Consider the following 14113-nt stretch of genomic DNA (forward strand, 5'->3'; position numbering starts at 1 on the left):
TTCGTTCGTATAATCATCCATTATGATACTTATACATCCATAAAACACCTGATTTAAGAAGGCGGGCAACGCGTCCTGTGATGGAACGTTCGTTCACCAATCCGAATCCGTGCTTTTTACCGAGAGAGCCAAGGATGCCCTTCAGCTTGATCTTTGGAAGTTCTTCAGGAAGAGGCTCGTTATTCCAACGCTTCAACAGGATCTGTACAATCTGTTCAGCCTGTCCTTCTGCCAATTGTGCACTTGGGGCTTGAGGAAGGCTTGCGCAATCCCCGACGACATAGACATGTTCATTATCCGGAAGGTTATGATATTTAGAGATCACAACACGTCCGCTTGAGTCTTTTTCAACTTCCATTTCACGGACCACGCGGGTAGGCTGGATACCGGCTGTCCAAACAATGGCGTCACAGAAAATTTGTTCTTCATGGTTGTGGAGTGTGTTAGGCTCGACCTTGGTGATATTGGAATTATTGACGATCTCTACATTATTTTCCTCGAACCAGCCGTGGACATAGGAGCTTAAGCGTTCAGGGAATGCATTAAGGATACGGGTTCCACGGTCGAACAGCTTGATTTTCAAATCTGAGCGGCTTTCACGAAGCTCACTGGCAAGTTCGATTCCACTGAGTCCTGCCCCGACGATCCCAACGATGGAACCAGCCGGTAGGTTGTTCAATGTTTGGTAGGTTCTACGGGACTTGTCAATGGTTTGGATACTGTATGTGAATTCTTCGGCACCCGGTACATTATGGTATTTATCCTCGCATCCGAGACCGATCACAAGATCATCATAAGGTACTGCATCCTGGTCTTTTAAATGGACTAGCTTATTTTCCATATCAACCTTAGAGATCTCTCCGTATACATAGGATAAACGATCATGTTCCGGGAATGATACGCGTACATGATTGTCGGAGATCGTTCCAGCTGCCAGAGCATAGTATTCTGTTTTTAAGCTATGATATGGATTGCGATCGATTAACGTGATGGACACATCGTCCGGGAGTTGGTTCGGTAATAAGCGAAGTAGGACACGCATATTGCCATATCCCCCGCCAAGCAGCACTAATTGTTTCATGATAATTTCCCCTTTTTGGCTCTCTGCGATTTTGTCGAAAAAAGTGTGACTATAAAAGGTTCTCTACAAGGGTAGAGTCAAAAGGACAACTGTCCTGAAAGTAAGCATTTTCAATATGATTCACATTTAGGCCGTTTATGTAATAAATAAACCTATTAACATTAAAAGTATATCGAAATAGATTCGTTTTCACAACAGAAATAAGGGAAAATGTTCACAATCTGTTATACAGATATATGAAGCGCATGAATTGACGATTTTCTCAAAAAAAGGTAGCATTACTAAGAGTAGTGAGGTGATGGAATTGAAACCTATTATCGAATTTTGTATCAGTAATTTAGCGAGTGGTGCGCAAAAAGCGCTTGAAATATTGGAACGAGATCCAAACCTCGATGTTATAGAATACGGCTGTTTGGGCTATTGCGGGAAGTGCGCTTCATCTTTTTACGCATTGGTGAACGGTGAACCAGTAGAAGGGGATACCCCTGATGAATTGGTGGAGAACATCTATCAGTTCCTGGAAGAAAATCCTATGTTTTAACGACGAAAGCTGATGTTACATCAGCTTTTTTATTTTTGCCTCGGATGATGGTGTGCCTTCTAACGGAAAAAGAAGGGGATGGAAAAGTTTTGAAGAAATAGTAAGGGAGCAATAGGAAAGGATGAGGAGATGGGGGCATTCATTGGTGTGATGCAGACAAATCTAATGGTGAGGGATATTGAAAGGGCAAAGGTGTGGTACCGTGAGATCCTGCAGGCGCATATAGAAGAGGATTATGGAACCACAGTCCTGATCTCATTCGGTGGTTCATCTTCGGCGCCGATTTGTTTGATTCAAGATGGAGAAGCGGCAGGGGGGCAACAATCGTCTTATCCGGTCCTTCAGATTTCAGAAGAACATAAGGATGCTGTTTATGAGGACTTGCGTATAAAAGGCGTGAAGCTGGAAGGAAATCCAGCCCACAGAAGCCATTTCAAGTTCTATGACTGTGATGGAAACAGACTGGAAGCGTACTGTCCCGGGATCTATGAAGAAAGCTAGAGTGAATGCTCTGGCTTTCTTTCATTTCAACCGGTGCCTTTAGGCGAGGTGATTCTGCTTTTGGTTCTTGAAACCTTCCCTCATGTCGTGCCATAATTCCTTGGCCATCTCCACGATCTTCGGCTCTCCGGATGTTTGCTGCCTTTCGATTACTTTAGAAAGGTACTTGACGGCGTCTTCGTATTTATCCTGGCGCCGAAGCAAGTCTGCAATCAAGTATAAAAGCTTGGTTTCAGACATGGCCGTTCCCCTGAAATCATCATTGAGGTAGGATTCGATATACTCGTGGGTCGCCAAATTGATGAATCTTCTTTCTTGATCTTCCTGCCCCGTTTTCCTGAAAAGCCAGGCTGTACGTAAATAAAGTCCGGCAATCGTGATTTTCTTTTCTTTTTTAATGAGCGCGCAATAAGCTGCCAGCTTGTACGTTTTGATTGCATCCTCGACTGAACGGATATGACCATAATCCTGAGGCTGCCAATGCCGGCTTATTTTCTTTTCCAGGTCAGTTTGTAAGACAGGGACGATATACTTGGTGAATTCATCGGTAAAGGAGAAGCCGCACTGAGGACAGACGGACACATTGTAGAGTAAAGGATTGAGTTCATCAGAGCCATAAATCGGACAAAAGTCACGATCATGACCTTTCACTTTGATGAATCGGGAGCGGATTTTAATAGTGGTATAAGAGTGTTTGCAGGCTAGGCACTGGACTTTCTTATCATAAAAGGGCGAAACCTCAGTCATCGTTCTCACCTCGATTAAGGACTTTTTCCTTATTATACCTTGAAAGGGGAAGATAGGACTAGTGTTTTTTGGTGTTGGTCTGAGTTTTTATAGGTCTTTTGTCTTTGTTTGGTTAGTGGCGATCAGGTGACATGGGTGTGGGTATCGGTTGAGCCAGGCTCAAATGGTGGGAATCGAGCCAGGCTCAAATGGAGTGAATTGGGCCTGGCTCAAAACACCCGAATCGAGCCAGGCTCAAATAACCTGAATTGAGCCAGGCTCGATTTACACACAACAATAAAATCAGTTCCTGTCACATAGTTTGCTTCGGTTGAGTAGTAAAATAGAAAGGAGTATACTATAGAGTAAGATTGGAATAGTTGGGGGTGTAGTATATGAGTGAAGTTGTCAATTTAACAGAAGCTGCTGCCCTTCAGATTAAAGATATGATGAAGGAACATGATGAAACAGATGCGATGCTGCGTGTATCGGTCAAAGGTGGAGGCTGCAGCGGTCTTTCATATGGGATGGGCTTTGAGCACGAAATCCAGGAAGGCGATGAAGTCCTTGAACAATTTGGACTGAAGCTCGTGGTTTCCAAGGAGGACGCACCCATTCTGAATGGGACGAACATCGATTATAAGCAGTCCATGATGGGCGGAGGCTTTACGATCGATAATCCGAATGCCATTGCTTCGTGCGGGTGCGGATCATCGTTCGTGACAGCGACGAATAAAGGGACGCCTGAGAACTGCTAGAAGATAAATGAAGAAGGACCAGCCGCACTAGAAAGCGGGCTGGTCCTTCTTTTTATTGAATTAGATCCCTTTAAGAGCCTCATCAATCGAATCCTCGCCGCTTAAGATTTCGAATACCTTATGGTTGGTTTCCGTTGTGGTCAGTGATTCCACCAGTACCTTGGCCACATCTTCGCGAGGGATATCTCCACTTTTGTCCTCAATGGAAGGTTGGGCGATGATCTGCCCTTTCGCATCGTCAAAAGTCAGGGCACCCGGACGGACAATCGTATAGTTGAGTCCGCTCTCCTGAAGATGCTTATCGGCTTCATTCTTTGCCTTAAGGTAAACCTCCATTCCTTCAGGGGCGTTTTCCGGCTGGTCTGCCCCCATGGAGCTGAGCATGATGAAGCGTTCGATGCCCTTCTCCTTTGCATAATCAACGGCCTTCTTTGCGCCTTCTTGATCGATTGCGATCGTTTTATCCTCTCCTGTTTTACTTCCGCTTCCCGCTGCAAATATGACAGCATTGACATTTTCAAGCGCATAGGAGAAATCCTGTTCAAGATCCGCAACGACCGGCCTTGCGCCGAGTTCTTCCATGTCCTTCGTTTGTTCCGATTTGCGGATCATCGCCTTGGCGAAGTGCTGACTGCTGTTTTTCAATTCTTTTAAGACTAGTCGTCCTGTATGTCCGTTTGCTCCGATAACAAGTACATTCATCGTTCATTCATCATCCTTTAACAGATTTTTTGTCTATAGTATTGGTCTACCCATTCTTCTTTAAAATAAACAAATCACGATCCGTTGCCTGGATGATTATGTGTAAAAGTGAAGGTTGTTTCGAGGGTATGTCCTTGTCATTAAGAACGGCTAAAGCATCTCCTTAGTGGTATTCTTTCGATGATTTGAGTCGATGACCAGTTCTCCGACACCCATTGCCAGTAAGCCATTCAGAAAACCGAAAAAGGAATAAAGTAGTTCATTCCCGGTAGAGCCGAGTGTCATGATGAATGTAATGATGCTGAAGGCAACAGCAATTAATCCAGTGATGTAGAGTGTACGACCGATCAGCATGTTACTCACTTCCTTCTGTTCTTTTTATGATGTTTTCTTTCATCATGGACGCAATACTGAGGCTGTTCTCATCCTGAGATTTTTCAAGCTGTTCAATGACCCTTGATTGTCTCTCGATCGAATGATTCTGACTCAGCTTCGCCTTCGCTTCAATCGATGTGATGGTGATTTCAAACGGGACAATCCCTTTTTGAAGACCTGAGCGGATTCGATCACTGACCTTATCTAACGAATAAGGGCTATCAGGTTTTTCGTATTTCTTCACTAGGGAAGAAAGAACATCGGTTATGTCCGCATCATCCGTTAGTGGCATGATCTTTCCATACACGTGCACAGAGACATAGTTCCAGGTAGGGACCGTTTGATCCGATTCGTACCAGCTGGGGGAAATATACGCATGCGCTCCCCCGAATACGACCAGGATTTCCTGATCGAAGGCCTCGTGCCATTGAGGATTCGCTTTTGCAAAATGACCCCTTAAGGATGTACGATCCACGCTCAACTCAAGGGGAAGATGCGTTGCCCAGGGCCTTCCGTCCAGTTGTGAGATGAGTGTTGCAAAACTGTTTTCTTCTATTATCTTAAAGATGGTTTCTCTGTCGGTTAAAGTGAACTCTTTCGGTATATACATCATGATCCTCCAGTCTGTCGGCCAGGATTTGGGAATGGAATGCGTCTTTAACTTCAAAAAAAGAGATTCAGGAAACCCGCCTGAATCTCTTTGAATTCAATCTGTAAACATCGACGTACTGTGCATCGGCTGGACCCTAGCTTTCGGATCCATGTAGGCTTTCGCGTTGTTGACAGCAGTCGGTGCTTCGCCGAAACCGCTCGCAATCAACTTGACTTTGCCATCATAGGTGGAGATGTCACCGGCAGCATAGATGCCCTCAATATTCGTTTCCATCCTTGAGTTGACTACGATTGAGTTTTTCTCAATCTCGAGCCCCCAATCTTTGATGGGGCCAAGTGATGAAACAAAGCCGAAATTGACGATGAGTTCATCGATGTCGAGGATTTCTTTTTCGTCACCGCGTACTTCTTCCAAAACAAGCTGGTGGACCTTTTCGTCATCTCCAACAATTTCTGCAGGCACGTACGGTGTTTTAATCTCGACGGTTGAATTGTTCAAGGTTTCCACACTGTGTTCATGTGCCCTGAATTTGTCCCTTCGATGAATCAGGTATACCTTCTCTGCAATCGGCTCGAGCATCAAAGCCCAGTCGACCGCTGAATCCCCTCCGCCGCAGATGGCGACTTTCTTGCCTTTGAATGTCTCCATATTGTCTACAAAGTAGTGTAGATTTTTCCCTTCGTACTGACCTGCATTCTCAAGCTCAAGTCTACGAGGCTGGAATGCACCGTTGCCGGCAGTGATGATGATGGTTTTTGAATAATGGATCTCTTTATCGGTCGACAGCTTGAAGCAGCCATCACCTTGTTTTTCCACGCTTTCCACTGCCTGTTCGAGGCAGATGGTCGTTTCGAACTTGGACATTTGCTCCTTTAGGTTATTCACAAGGTCCTGTGCTTTTACCTTAGGGAATCCAGCCACATCATATATGTATTTCTCAGGGTAGAGGGTCGATAATTGCCCGCCCAATTGTGGTAAACTTTCGATGATCTTCACTGAAGCTTTTCTCATTCCACCATAGAATGCGGTGAATAACCCAGTCGGGCCGCCCCCTATGATCGTGATATCATAAACCTTTTGATCTTCCTTCAAGTAGATCCCTCCCAGAATAAGATACATCTCTTTAATTTATTCTATCATAGGGGTTTCAATCCTTCATAAATTTAAGATTGTTTGTTGGAATGTTCAGTTTTTAATCAAGGGGTGAGATCCCCGAAAAGAGTACCATTGTCGCAATTTTCCCAAGAATGATTATTTATCCTATATATCTTGAAATGACAGGGTAAAAAGAATAATATGTAATGTAGGCATATTGTTAAGATTTTATGACAAATTTCGATGTATGGATTAGTACGTGAAATTTGTCACATACTTATTTAGTTGTTCTTATTTTATCTTATACAGCACACACTTTTCAGCAGAAAAGGAAATCCCGTTCCATTTGTTTTTGTTTCCTCGAAAAGGGGAATGAGATAGTAGCAGCAGATTGACGGGATAAAAAAGACCGATGTGGAGGACTCTAAGAGTATCCTACGCAAATTCAATCAAAAAAGGTGGATGTGATTCAGTTGAGAAAGCCAAGAATCGTTGTTTTAGGTGCAGGTTATGGCGGGCTTATGACAGTAACCCGTCTTCAAAAGCAATTAGGTACGAATGAAGCGGAAGTCATCCTTATTAATAAGAATGATTACCACTATGAAACAACATGGTTGCATGAAGCGTCTGCAGGGACCCTTCATCATGACCGTGTACGCTATGACGTCAAGGACGTTGTCAATACAAGCAAAGTGAACTTCTTACAAGCAACTGTCGATGACATCAAAGTTGAAGAAAAGAAAGTCATCACAAGCGAAGGCGAAGTGGACTTCGATTATCTAGTCGTTGCACTCGGTGCCGAGGCAGAGACTTTCGGCATCCAAGGCTTGCATGAGCATGCGTTCATGATCTCGAACGTGAACTCTGCCCGTCAGATCCGTGAACATATCGAACTTCAATTTGCAACATACAAGAACGAGGAAGAGGCAAAAGACGAGCGCCTTACAATCGTAGTGGGTGGAGCAGGCTTCACTGGTATCGAATTCCTTGGTGAGCTCGGTAACCGTGTTCCTGAACTTTGCAAAGAATACGATATCGACCGTTCAAAAGTCCGCATCGTATGTGTGGAAGCAGCTCCGATGATCCTTCCTGGATTCGACCCTGAGCTAGTGAAATATGCACGTGCCGCTCTTGAGAAAAAAGGAGTGGAATTCCACATCGGAACGCCGCTTAAAGAAGCAAAAGCAGACAGCGTCTTGATTGCAAAAGGCGAAGATGAAGTGGAAGAAATCAAAGCTGGTACAATCGTCTGGGCAGCTGGTGTCCGCGGTAACAGCATCATCGAAAAAGCAGGCATCGAGAACATGCGTGCACGCGTCAAGATCAACAGGGATCTTCGCGCACCAGGTCACGAAAACATCTTCATCATCGGTGACTGTTCATTGATGATCAACGAAGAAACAGAACGTCCATATCCACCAACTGCACAAATCGCGATGCAGCAAGGTGAAGTATGTGCTCGCAACATCGCAGCACTTCTACACGGAAAAGACGAACTGGAAGAATTCACTCCGGATATCAAAGGTACGGTATGTTCCCTTGGTGAAGACGATGCCATCGGTGTCGTATACGGAAAGAAAATCACAGGTACGAAGGCATCCTTCATGAAGAAGGTAGTAGACAACCGTGCACTATACATGGTTGGCGGACCTTCACTTGTATTCAAAAAAGGTAAATTCAAGTTCTTTTAATTGATTGTTTTAAAGCAGAGTGGGGGTTCCCGCTCTGCTTTTTTTGATTTGGAGTGGTGGTTGTTTGGGTTGGCTGGTGCGAGGGGTGGGTTTTGGGTTTGTGATGTGTGATGGGCACGTCGGGTTTGTAGTGTTTGTTGTGTGTTGTGTATTGTGTGTGTTAGGTTTGTCGAATTTTGTAGAATGGCAGATAAATCGAAATTTTGGAAGATAAAATAAAATAATGGCAGATAAATCGAAATTTTGGAAGATAAAATAAAAAAACGGCAGATAAATCGTAATTACGGCAGATAAAACCAAAAAAGCGGCTAACAAAACCAAAATAACGCCAGACAAATCAAAATAACGCCAGACAAATCAAAATAACGCCAGACAAATCAAAATAACGCCAGACAAATCAAAAAAACAACAGATGACCCATCACCGCCCTCAACCTCCTACAACCTCCCCGCTCAGAAACCCCCAATTCTCCAATCCATAGACCATCCTTCCTAAAATTTCACTCATGACTTTTCTATCTTTGGTTCGTGTAGTACCTTAAAAGAAAGAAAACGTTACAAGTAGAGGTGGAGCAGATTTGAAAAGGGGAAAAGTTTGGCTGGCTGTAGCTGGTCTTGTCATAGATAAAGCAGGGAACTGGCTTGTCGTGAAGAAAAGATACGGAGGATTGAAAGGCATGTGGTCGCTACCTGCAGGCTTCGTTGATGAAGGCGAAACCGTCGATGAGGCCGTAATCCGGGAAGTGAACGAAGAAACCGGGCTGACGACGACTGTGAATGGGATCATTGGAGTCAGAACCGGTGTAATCGGAAATGAAATCAGCGACAATATGATTATTTTTCACCTAGATCATACTGAGTCTGATTCACTGCAAATCGAGGAAAACGAACTGTTCGATGTTCAATGGAAATCGCCGCAGGCATTGATGAAGGATGGAAAGACCTCCGTCATGATCCATGAAATGTTGAAGCAAGGTGATTTGTTTCAGCGACACCAAGCGATCGAAGGGGTGGATCCGGGTGAACAGTTCGGATACACCAGCTACAAATTGTTTATGTGAAGACAGGCAGGAGGCATTGGATAGAAGCTTATCCGGTGCTTTTTTTTCAATTGAACAAATTTATTTAAAAATTCAGTAAATTATATGAAAAACGGAGGTAGGGGGAGAAATGGACCGATGTATTCGCTTTCTTAAAGGTACATCCTCTTATATGTCCCTTTCCATTCCAGAGGATAGATGATATATTATCAGAAAATTAAGAAATCAAACATAAAGGAGAGGGAATCATGAGAGCTACTGCAAGTACGAAAACAAAATTTTGTGTTTACTGTTCAGGAAAAGGATACTTCCAGTTAGTGTTGGGTGGTTCTGAAACATGTCCTTGCTGTGGAGGCAGCGGGAAGCATAAATAGAAGATGCGCTTAACCTTATAAATCAAGCAGATCCGGATTCCAGCCGGGTCTGCTTTTTTGTGGACGATCAACGTTTGGGAATCTCCGTCATTTTTTGTTGATTTTGTGAATACGATGGGCAAAAGATTGACGCTTTCATAAACATTCAGTACACTATTCTTTAGTGTTTATGGAGGTGCAGAGAGTAAATGCCTATTCATGTGATGATCATTTCGATGCTTCTTTTTCTTGTTTTATTTTTCGGAATCGGCTTTTTATTAAATATGTTATTGCGTATGACCTGGATCATGGCCATCGTGTACCCGATCGTTGTCATTTTCATCGTGGATGATGTCCGGTTCATTGATTATTTCAGACATTCGGGTGAAGCGTTTTCTGAATTAGGGACGAAGTTGAGTCATTTAGCTATAGCGGATCTTTTGATACTTGGAAGTGGACTGGCTGGTGCCATCCTTTCGGGAATTGTGATGAGGATCTTGAGAGCAAAAGGATATAGAATGTTCTGATTGATTTCCGTTTGACCGGTGATAAACTTGGTTGAACGGTTTTTTTATTTATGAGGATGTCTGTTCTTTGTACGCTTTCACTGAAACTCGGATTGCAATGAAGGGGGAGCACAATTGAGTATGTTTCCAGTCCTTTGCTACTCAAAAAGAACACACTCCTCACCTCGCTACCATCCATTAAATATTACAATAACTCAATGATCGCTTGTTTTAAAAAACGCATTTTGATAAGGAAGAAGGTATCTTTACCAGTCAATTCCATAATTACGAAAAATTGAAACTATTCAATTTTTTTATTAATTCATGAATAAATTTCGATCCTGTGGGGAAGGAATAAGGGTGGGAGGAGTGAATTCATGAATTTGGTAATAAAGTGGACGAAACGAATCATCATGGTTAGTTTATTTGTACTAGCCTTGGGCACGACCTTTCAGTCCGTTTCGGGTGTCGAAGCCCAAACGGTGAAATCATGGATGAATGAACATAAGGGCACGCAGCAGGAGCAATATTCCGAAGATCATAAAAAGAGTCATCTATCACTGTCATTCAAGTTTCTAAAGAGGTTGACTGGGATCAAGACGATGATTTCTTCGAGCAAGCCTGTTGAGGGGAAACCCCCAACGCTTGAGGAATCGGTGAATTGGGAACAATATCCGAAGCATACGGTAGTGGCAACAGGGTACACGGCGGGTGTAGAGTCGACCGGTAAAAGCCCGGGCCATCCAGGTTACGGAATTACATATTCAGGAGTAAAAGTGAAAAGGGATCTCTATTCCACGATTGCTGCAGATACATCCGTCTATCCGATCGGGACGATTCTATTCATCCCTGAGTATGGGTACGGGGTCGTGGCGGATACAGGCAGCGCAATCAAAGGGAATAAGCTTGATTTATATTATGATACCGTCGAACAAGTATACAATGAATGGGGAAAGAAGACCCTTGAGGTGTATGTTGTTCAAGTTGGTTCAGGGAAGCTGACCGAGGAAGAGCTCGTGAAGCTCAATAGCAATGAGTCGATGCAGGTATTCAGACAGCAAATCCTTTCAACCAAAGTGGAATGAGAAAAAGCTCGTGTGCAGGAAATTCTGCGCACGAGCTTTCTTTATGGGCCAACTTCCATCTCGTCGTATATCCGTGGATGAAGTAGAATGGCAAGCTCCATAGCCCCTTTTAAAAGAAGGGGGGACGGTCTGCAATAGAGGGCCTCCTCCAAAACGAGGATCCGATCGTTCCGGACGGCCTTCATCGTATCCCAATCTGGACGCTTCCGCACTAGGTCCGGATTTACGCGTTTCTGCTGGACCCCTACCCAGGCAAGGCATATATAGTCGGGGTCTCGTTTCCTGACATCGTCCCAATCTGTCTGGACACTCGCAAGTTCGACATCACTGAAGCTGTTTTCAGCGCCGACCATCTCACTCAGTTCGGTGAGCCAGTTTATTTTTCCGGGTGTAAAGACGGGCTTGGGCCACCATTCCCAATAAAGGGAAGGTCGATGTTCAACCTTCGCCGAAAGCCGTTTCAGTTCTTCAATGGTTTGTAAGAATTCCTGTTGCTTAAGGAGTGCCTCTTCTTCCATTCCACAAGCCTTCCCCACCGTGAGAATATCGTCTGCAATATCCTTGAAGCTCTGCGGGTTCAAGGTGATGTGGGGGATGTTCCTTTTGTTGAGTTCATCAATATTCCTTTCCATTCCGGGGACGCTTAATGACGAGAAGACAAGATCAGGATTCATTGACTGCAATTTATCCATATCGATGGATAGATCGGGACCAAGTCTTGGGAGGGTGCGGACTTCCTCAGGGTAGTCGGAATAATCATCCACACCAATCAAACTGGATGTCATACCCAGATAATCAATGATCTCCGTGTTACTTGGACATATAGAAACAATTCTCATTCTGTCACTCCTAGTTCAATAAAAAGTGGAGGACGAGCGTAAGGGCGATTCCGGTTAGACCGCCGAAGAAGACTTCGATCGGCTTGTGGCCGAGCAGTTCCTTCAACTCTTTCCGTTTCTCTTGCTCGGGTTTGTTCTGCCACCCTTTCGCCTCTGTCAGGAATTTTTGGAAGTCGCTCGTCAATTGGTTCAATACGATGGCCTGTTCCCCTGCCTGCCTTCTGACGCCGGTTGCATCAAACATGGTGATGATGGCGAAAATCGCCGACACGGCGAAAATAGGGGAAGAGAGTCCCGTTTCCAAGGCGACGCCAGTGGATAATGCCGTCACTGCGGCAGAGTGTGAGCTCGGCATTCCGCCCGTAGAAGTGATGAGGGACCAGTTGATTTCTCTCGTTGCGATAAATTGTATGGGCACTTTCACGAATTGTGCAAAGAAGATTGCACACAAGGAAGCCCAAAGTGGAAAATTCAACAATACTTCCATGCTGTCACCTGCCACCTTTTCAATAGTAGTCTGAAATCACTTAATGTTCTCTCATTATATCATACCCTGTGATGAACGGAACTAACGCAGCAGGGGGGAATCCCGAATGTCGAAATAAACAGATATCTCCGTTATAATAGAAGATGGAGGTGTTAGTGGAAATGAATTTAGTGATCAACCAAAACGATATAAAAGAAACGAGTCAAGAATGTTTAGTGGTCGGGATGTATCACCAGCCGGCTTTTCAAGGTGAATTGAAAGAGCTTGACCAGACGTTTGAAGGGTATCTTACTTCCTTAGTGAAAGATGGTGACATTTCACCAAAGTCGAAGAAATTGTCAAAAATACATACGTTCGGAAAGATCGGGAGCAAAAGGATCCTGTTTGTCGGTCTTGGCAAACAAAAGGATCTGACGTTTGATCTTCTAAAAGAAGCGATGGGTGCTGCGTCAAAGGCATTGAAAGACATGAAAGTATCTTCCTTTTCGGTAGCGCTTGATACATTCTCTTCGGATGAGTTGCCTGTAGAGGACGCTGCGCACGCATTCATGGAAGCTTATACGATGGCGACATATGAGTTTGAAGGGTACAAGCAAAAGTCAAATGAGCCTGACGTATACGTCGAAAGCATTGAATTTTTCACAAAAGAAGATGAAAAAGAAATCAGGACAGCATTGGAAGTCGGATCGGCATTTGGAAGAGGGGTCAATTCTGCACGCACACTCGTGAACACTCCTGGGAACATGCTGACTTCGACCAAAATGGCGGAATACGCACTGGAACTTGCGAAACGCTATGATTTCGAAGCGGAAATCCTGGACAAAGAAGAAATGGAAAACCTCGGGATGGGCGCATTGCTTGCAGTCAACCAGGGGTCAACTGAGCCGCCAAAGATGATCGTCTTGAAATACAGCGGGAAAGATGAATGGAAAGATGTCATCGGTTTAGTTGGGAAAGGGATCACGTTTGATACGGGAGGCTACTCAATCAAGCCGAAGGACGGAATCGTCGGCATGAAGACCGATATGGGAGGAGCAGCAGCCGTACTTGGAGCGATGGAAATCATCGGGGAGACGAAGCCGGAACAGAATGTTGTAGCGGTCATCCCTTCAACGGATAATATGGTGAGCGGTTCAGCGTTCAAACCAGATGATGTCATCACGGCAATGAGCGGCAAGACGATCGAAGTGCTCAATACTGATGCGGAAGGACGCCTTGCCCTTGCAGACGGCATGACCTATGCAAAGCACCATGGAGCCAATTATCTCGTGGATGTAGCGACGTTGACAGGAGGAGTCATCGTGGCACTCGGTGAAGATAAAACGGGTGCTCTGACCAATGATGAATCATTCTTTGAACAGGTCCTTGAGGCATCAAGTGAATCCGGTGAGTTCATCTGGCAGCTGCCGTATACGGAGCATGATAAAAAACGTGTACGAAGCAGTAAAATCGCCGACTTAAACAATTCACCGGGTCGTGCGGGACATGCCATCATGGGTGGCGCATTTGTAGGTGAGTTCGCTGACGGCCTTCCTTGGGTCCACCTTGATATCGCAGGGACTGCAACGACAAAGAGCGCGTATGATCTTGGTCCTTCAGGTGCAACTGGGGTCATGGCACGTACGCTGGCACTCTTGGTTGAGCGATTCCAGCCGATTGATAAAGAATAGGCAGTAGGAGAGGTCTTTCCCTGACCAGGTGTCGGGGAAGGGCTTTTTTCA

Annotated in this window: 17 protein-coding genes; 9 read left to right on the forward strand and 8 right to left on the reverse strand. The window is 44.7% G+C overall.

Going from position 1 to position 14113, the window contains the following annotated elements; all coding sequences use genetic code 11:
- Positions 1–13: 13 nt before the first annotated feature.
- Positions 14–1081: an NAD(P)/FAD-dependent oxidoreductase gene (locus LCM10_RS11210; protein WP_224876345.1), complete on the reverse strand. Its 1068-nt coding sequence runs from the start codon at positions 1079–1081 to the stop codon at positions 14–16.
- 298 nt (positions 1082–1379) lie between these two features.
- Between LCM10_RS11210 and LCM10_RS11215 the strand changes: the two genes are divergently transcribed.
- Positions 1380–1622 carry a YuzB family protein gene (locus tag LCM10_RS11215; RefSeq protein WP_172251128.1) on the forward strand — a complete coding sequence of 81 codons (243 nt, stop codon included), beginning with the start codon at positions 1380–1382 and terminating at the stop codon, positions 1620–1622.
- 129 nt (positions 1623–1751) lie between these two features.
- The gene (locus tag LCM10_RS11220; protein ID WP_224876346.1) at positions 1752–2123 is read left to right on the forward strand and encodes a VOC family protein; all 372 of its coding nucleotides are present in this window, start codon (positions 1752–1754) and stop codon (positions 2121–2123) included.
- Between the two features lie 39 nt (positions 2124–2162).
- On the opposite strand, the gene LCM10_RS11225 is transcribed toward LCM10_RS11220, so the two are convergent.
- Positions 2163–2870 (reverse strand): DUF2225 domain-containing protein, encoded by a 708-nt coding sequence (locus LCM10_RS11225; RefSeq protein ID WP_224876347.1) that lies wholly within the window; start codon positions 2868–2870, stop codon positions 2163–2165.
- Between the two features lie 374 nt (positions 2871–3244).
- Here LCM10_RS11225 and LCM10_RS11230 point away from each other — a divergent pair, with 374 nt between their 5' ends.
- Positions 3245–3607: a HesB/IscA family protein gene (locus LCM10_RS11230; protein WP_224876348.1), complete on the forward strand. Its 363-nt coding sequence runs from the start codon at positions 3245–3247 to the stop codon at positions 3605–3607.
- A gap of 60 nt (positions 3608–3667) precedes the next feature.
- On the opposite strand, the gene LCM10_RS11235 is transcribed toward LCM10_RS11230, so the two are convergent.
- From LCM10_RS11235 to yumC, 4 genes are all read right to left on the reverse strand, one after another.
- A complete protein-coding gene (locus tag LCM10_RS11235; protein WP_224876349.1) occupies positions 3668–4309 on the reverse strand; it encodes an SDR family oxidoreductase in 642 nt (213 codons plus the stop codon).
- A gap of 150 nt (positions 4310–4459) precedes the next feature.
- Complete coding sequence (locus tag LCM10_RS11240) at positions 4460–4663, reverse strand: hypothetical protein (RefSeq protein ID WP_224876350.1); 204 nt, start codon at positions 4661–4663, stop codon at positions 4460–4462.
- 1 nt (position 4664) lies between these two features.
- The gene (locus LCM10_RS11245) at positions 4665–5294 is read right to left on the reverse strand and encodes an FMN-binding negative transcriptional regulator (RefSeq protein WP_224876404.1); all 630 of its coding nucleotides are present in this window, start codon (positions 5292–5294) and stop codon (positions 4665–4667) included.
- Positions 5295–5390: 96 nt separating this feature from the next.
- Entirely contained in the window at positions 5391–6389 is a 999-nt protein-coding gene (yumC, locus tag LCM10_RS11250; protein WP_224876351.1) for a ferredoxin--NADP reductase 2, read from the reverse strand.
- Positions 6390–6865: 476 nt separating this feature from the next.
- On the opposite strand from yumC, the gene LCM10_RS11255 reads away from it, so the two are divergent.
- The 5 genes from LCM10_RS11255 (at position 6866) to LCM10_RS11275 (ending at position 11066) form a co-directional block, all read left to right on the forward strand.
- A complete protein-coding gene (locus tag LCM10_RS11255) occupies positions 6866–8083 on the forward strand; it encodes an NAD(P)/FAD-dependent oxidoreductase (protein WP_224876352.1) in 1218 nt (405 codons plus the stop codon).
- A gap of 577 nt (positions 8084–8660) precedes the next feature.
- Positions 8661–9143: an NUDIX domain-containing protein gene (locus LCM10_RS11260; RefSeq protein ID WP_224876353.1), complete on the forward strand. Its 483-nt coding sequence runs from the start codon at positions 8661–8663 to the stop codon at positions 9141–9143.
- Between the two features lie 227 nt (positions 9144–9370).
- Complete coding sequence (locus LCM10_RS11265) at positions 9371–9496, forward strand: YuiA family protein (RefSeq protein WP_224876354.1); 126 nt, start codon at positions 9371–9373, stop codon at positions 9494–9496.
- Between the two features lie 188 nt (positions 9497–9684).
- Positions 9685–10002: a YuiB family protein gene (locus LCM10_RS11270; RefSeq protein ID WP_224876355.1), complete on the forward strand. Its 318-nt coding sequence runs from the start codon at positions 9685–9687 to the stop codon at positions 10000–10002.
- 356 nt (positions 10003–10358) lie between these two features.
- Entirely contained in the window at positions 10359–11066 is a 708-nt protein-coding gene (locus tag LCM10_RS11275) for a 3D domain-containing protein (RefSeq protein WP_318247488.1), read from the forward strand.
- Between the two features lie 41 nt (positions 11067–11107).
- Here the strand turns inward: LCM10_RS11275 and LCM10_RS11280 are convergent, their stop codons facing one another.
- Together LCM10_RS11280 and LCM10_RS11285 are read right to left on the reverse strand one after the other, a co-directional pair.
- Positions 11108–11905, reverse strand: a complete 798-nt coding sequence (locus LCM10_RS11280) for a cobalamin-binding protein (RefSeq protein WP_224876356.1) — start codon at positions 11903–11905, stop codon at positions 11108–11110.
- A 10-nt stretch (positions 11906–11915) separates the two neighbouring features.
- Positions 11916–12392, reverse strand: a complete 477-nt coding sequence (locus tag LCM10_RS11285; RefSeq protein WP_224876357.1) for a divergent PAP2 family protein — start codon at positions 12390–12392, stop codon at positions 11916–11918.
- 161 nt (positions 12393–12553) lie between these two features.
- On the opposite strand from LCM10_RS11285, the gene LCM10_RS11290 reads away from it, so the two are divergent.
- Entirely contained in the window at positions 12554–14062 is a 1509-nt protein-coding gene (locus LCM10_RS11290) for a leucyl aminopeptidase (RefSeq protein ID WP_224876358.1), read from the forward strand.
- Positions 14063–14113: the final 51 nt, after the last annotated feature.

This window comes from Rossellomorea aquimaris, assembly GCF_020171925.1.
Classification (GTDB): Bacteria; Bacillota; Bacilli; order Bacillales; family Bacillaceae_B; genus Rossellomorea; species Rossellomorea aquimaris_F.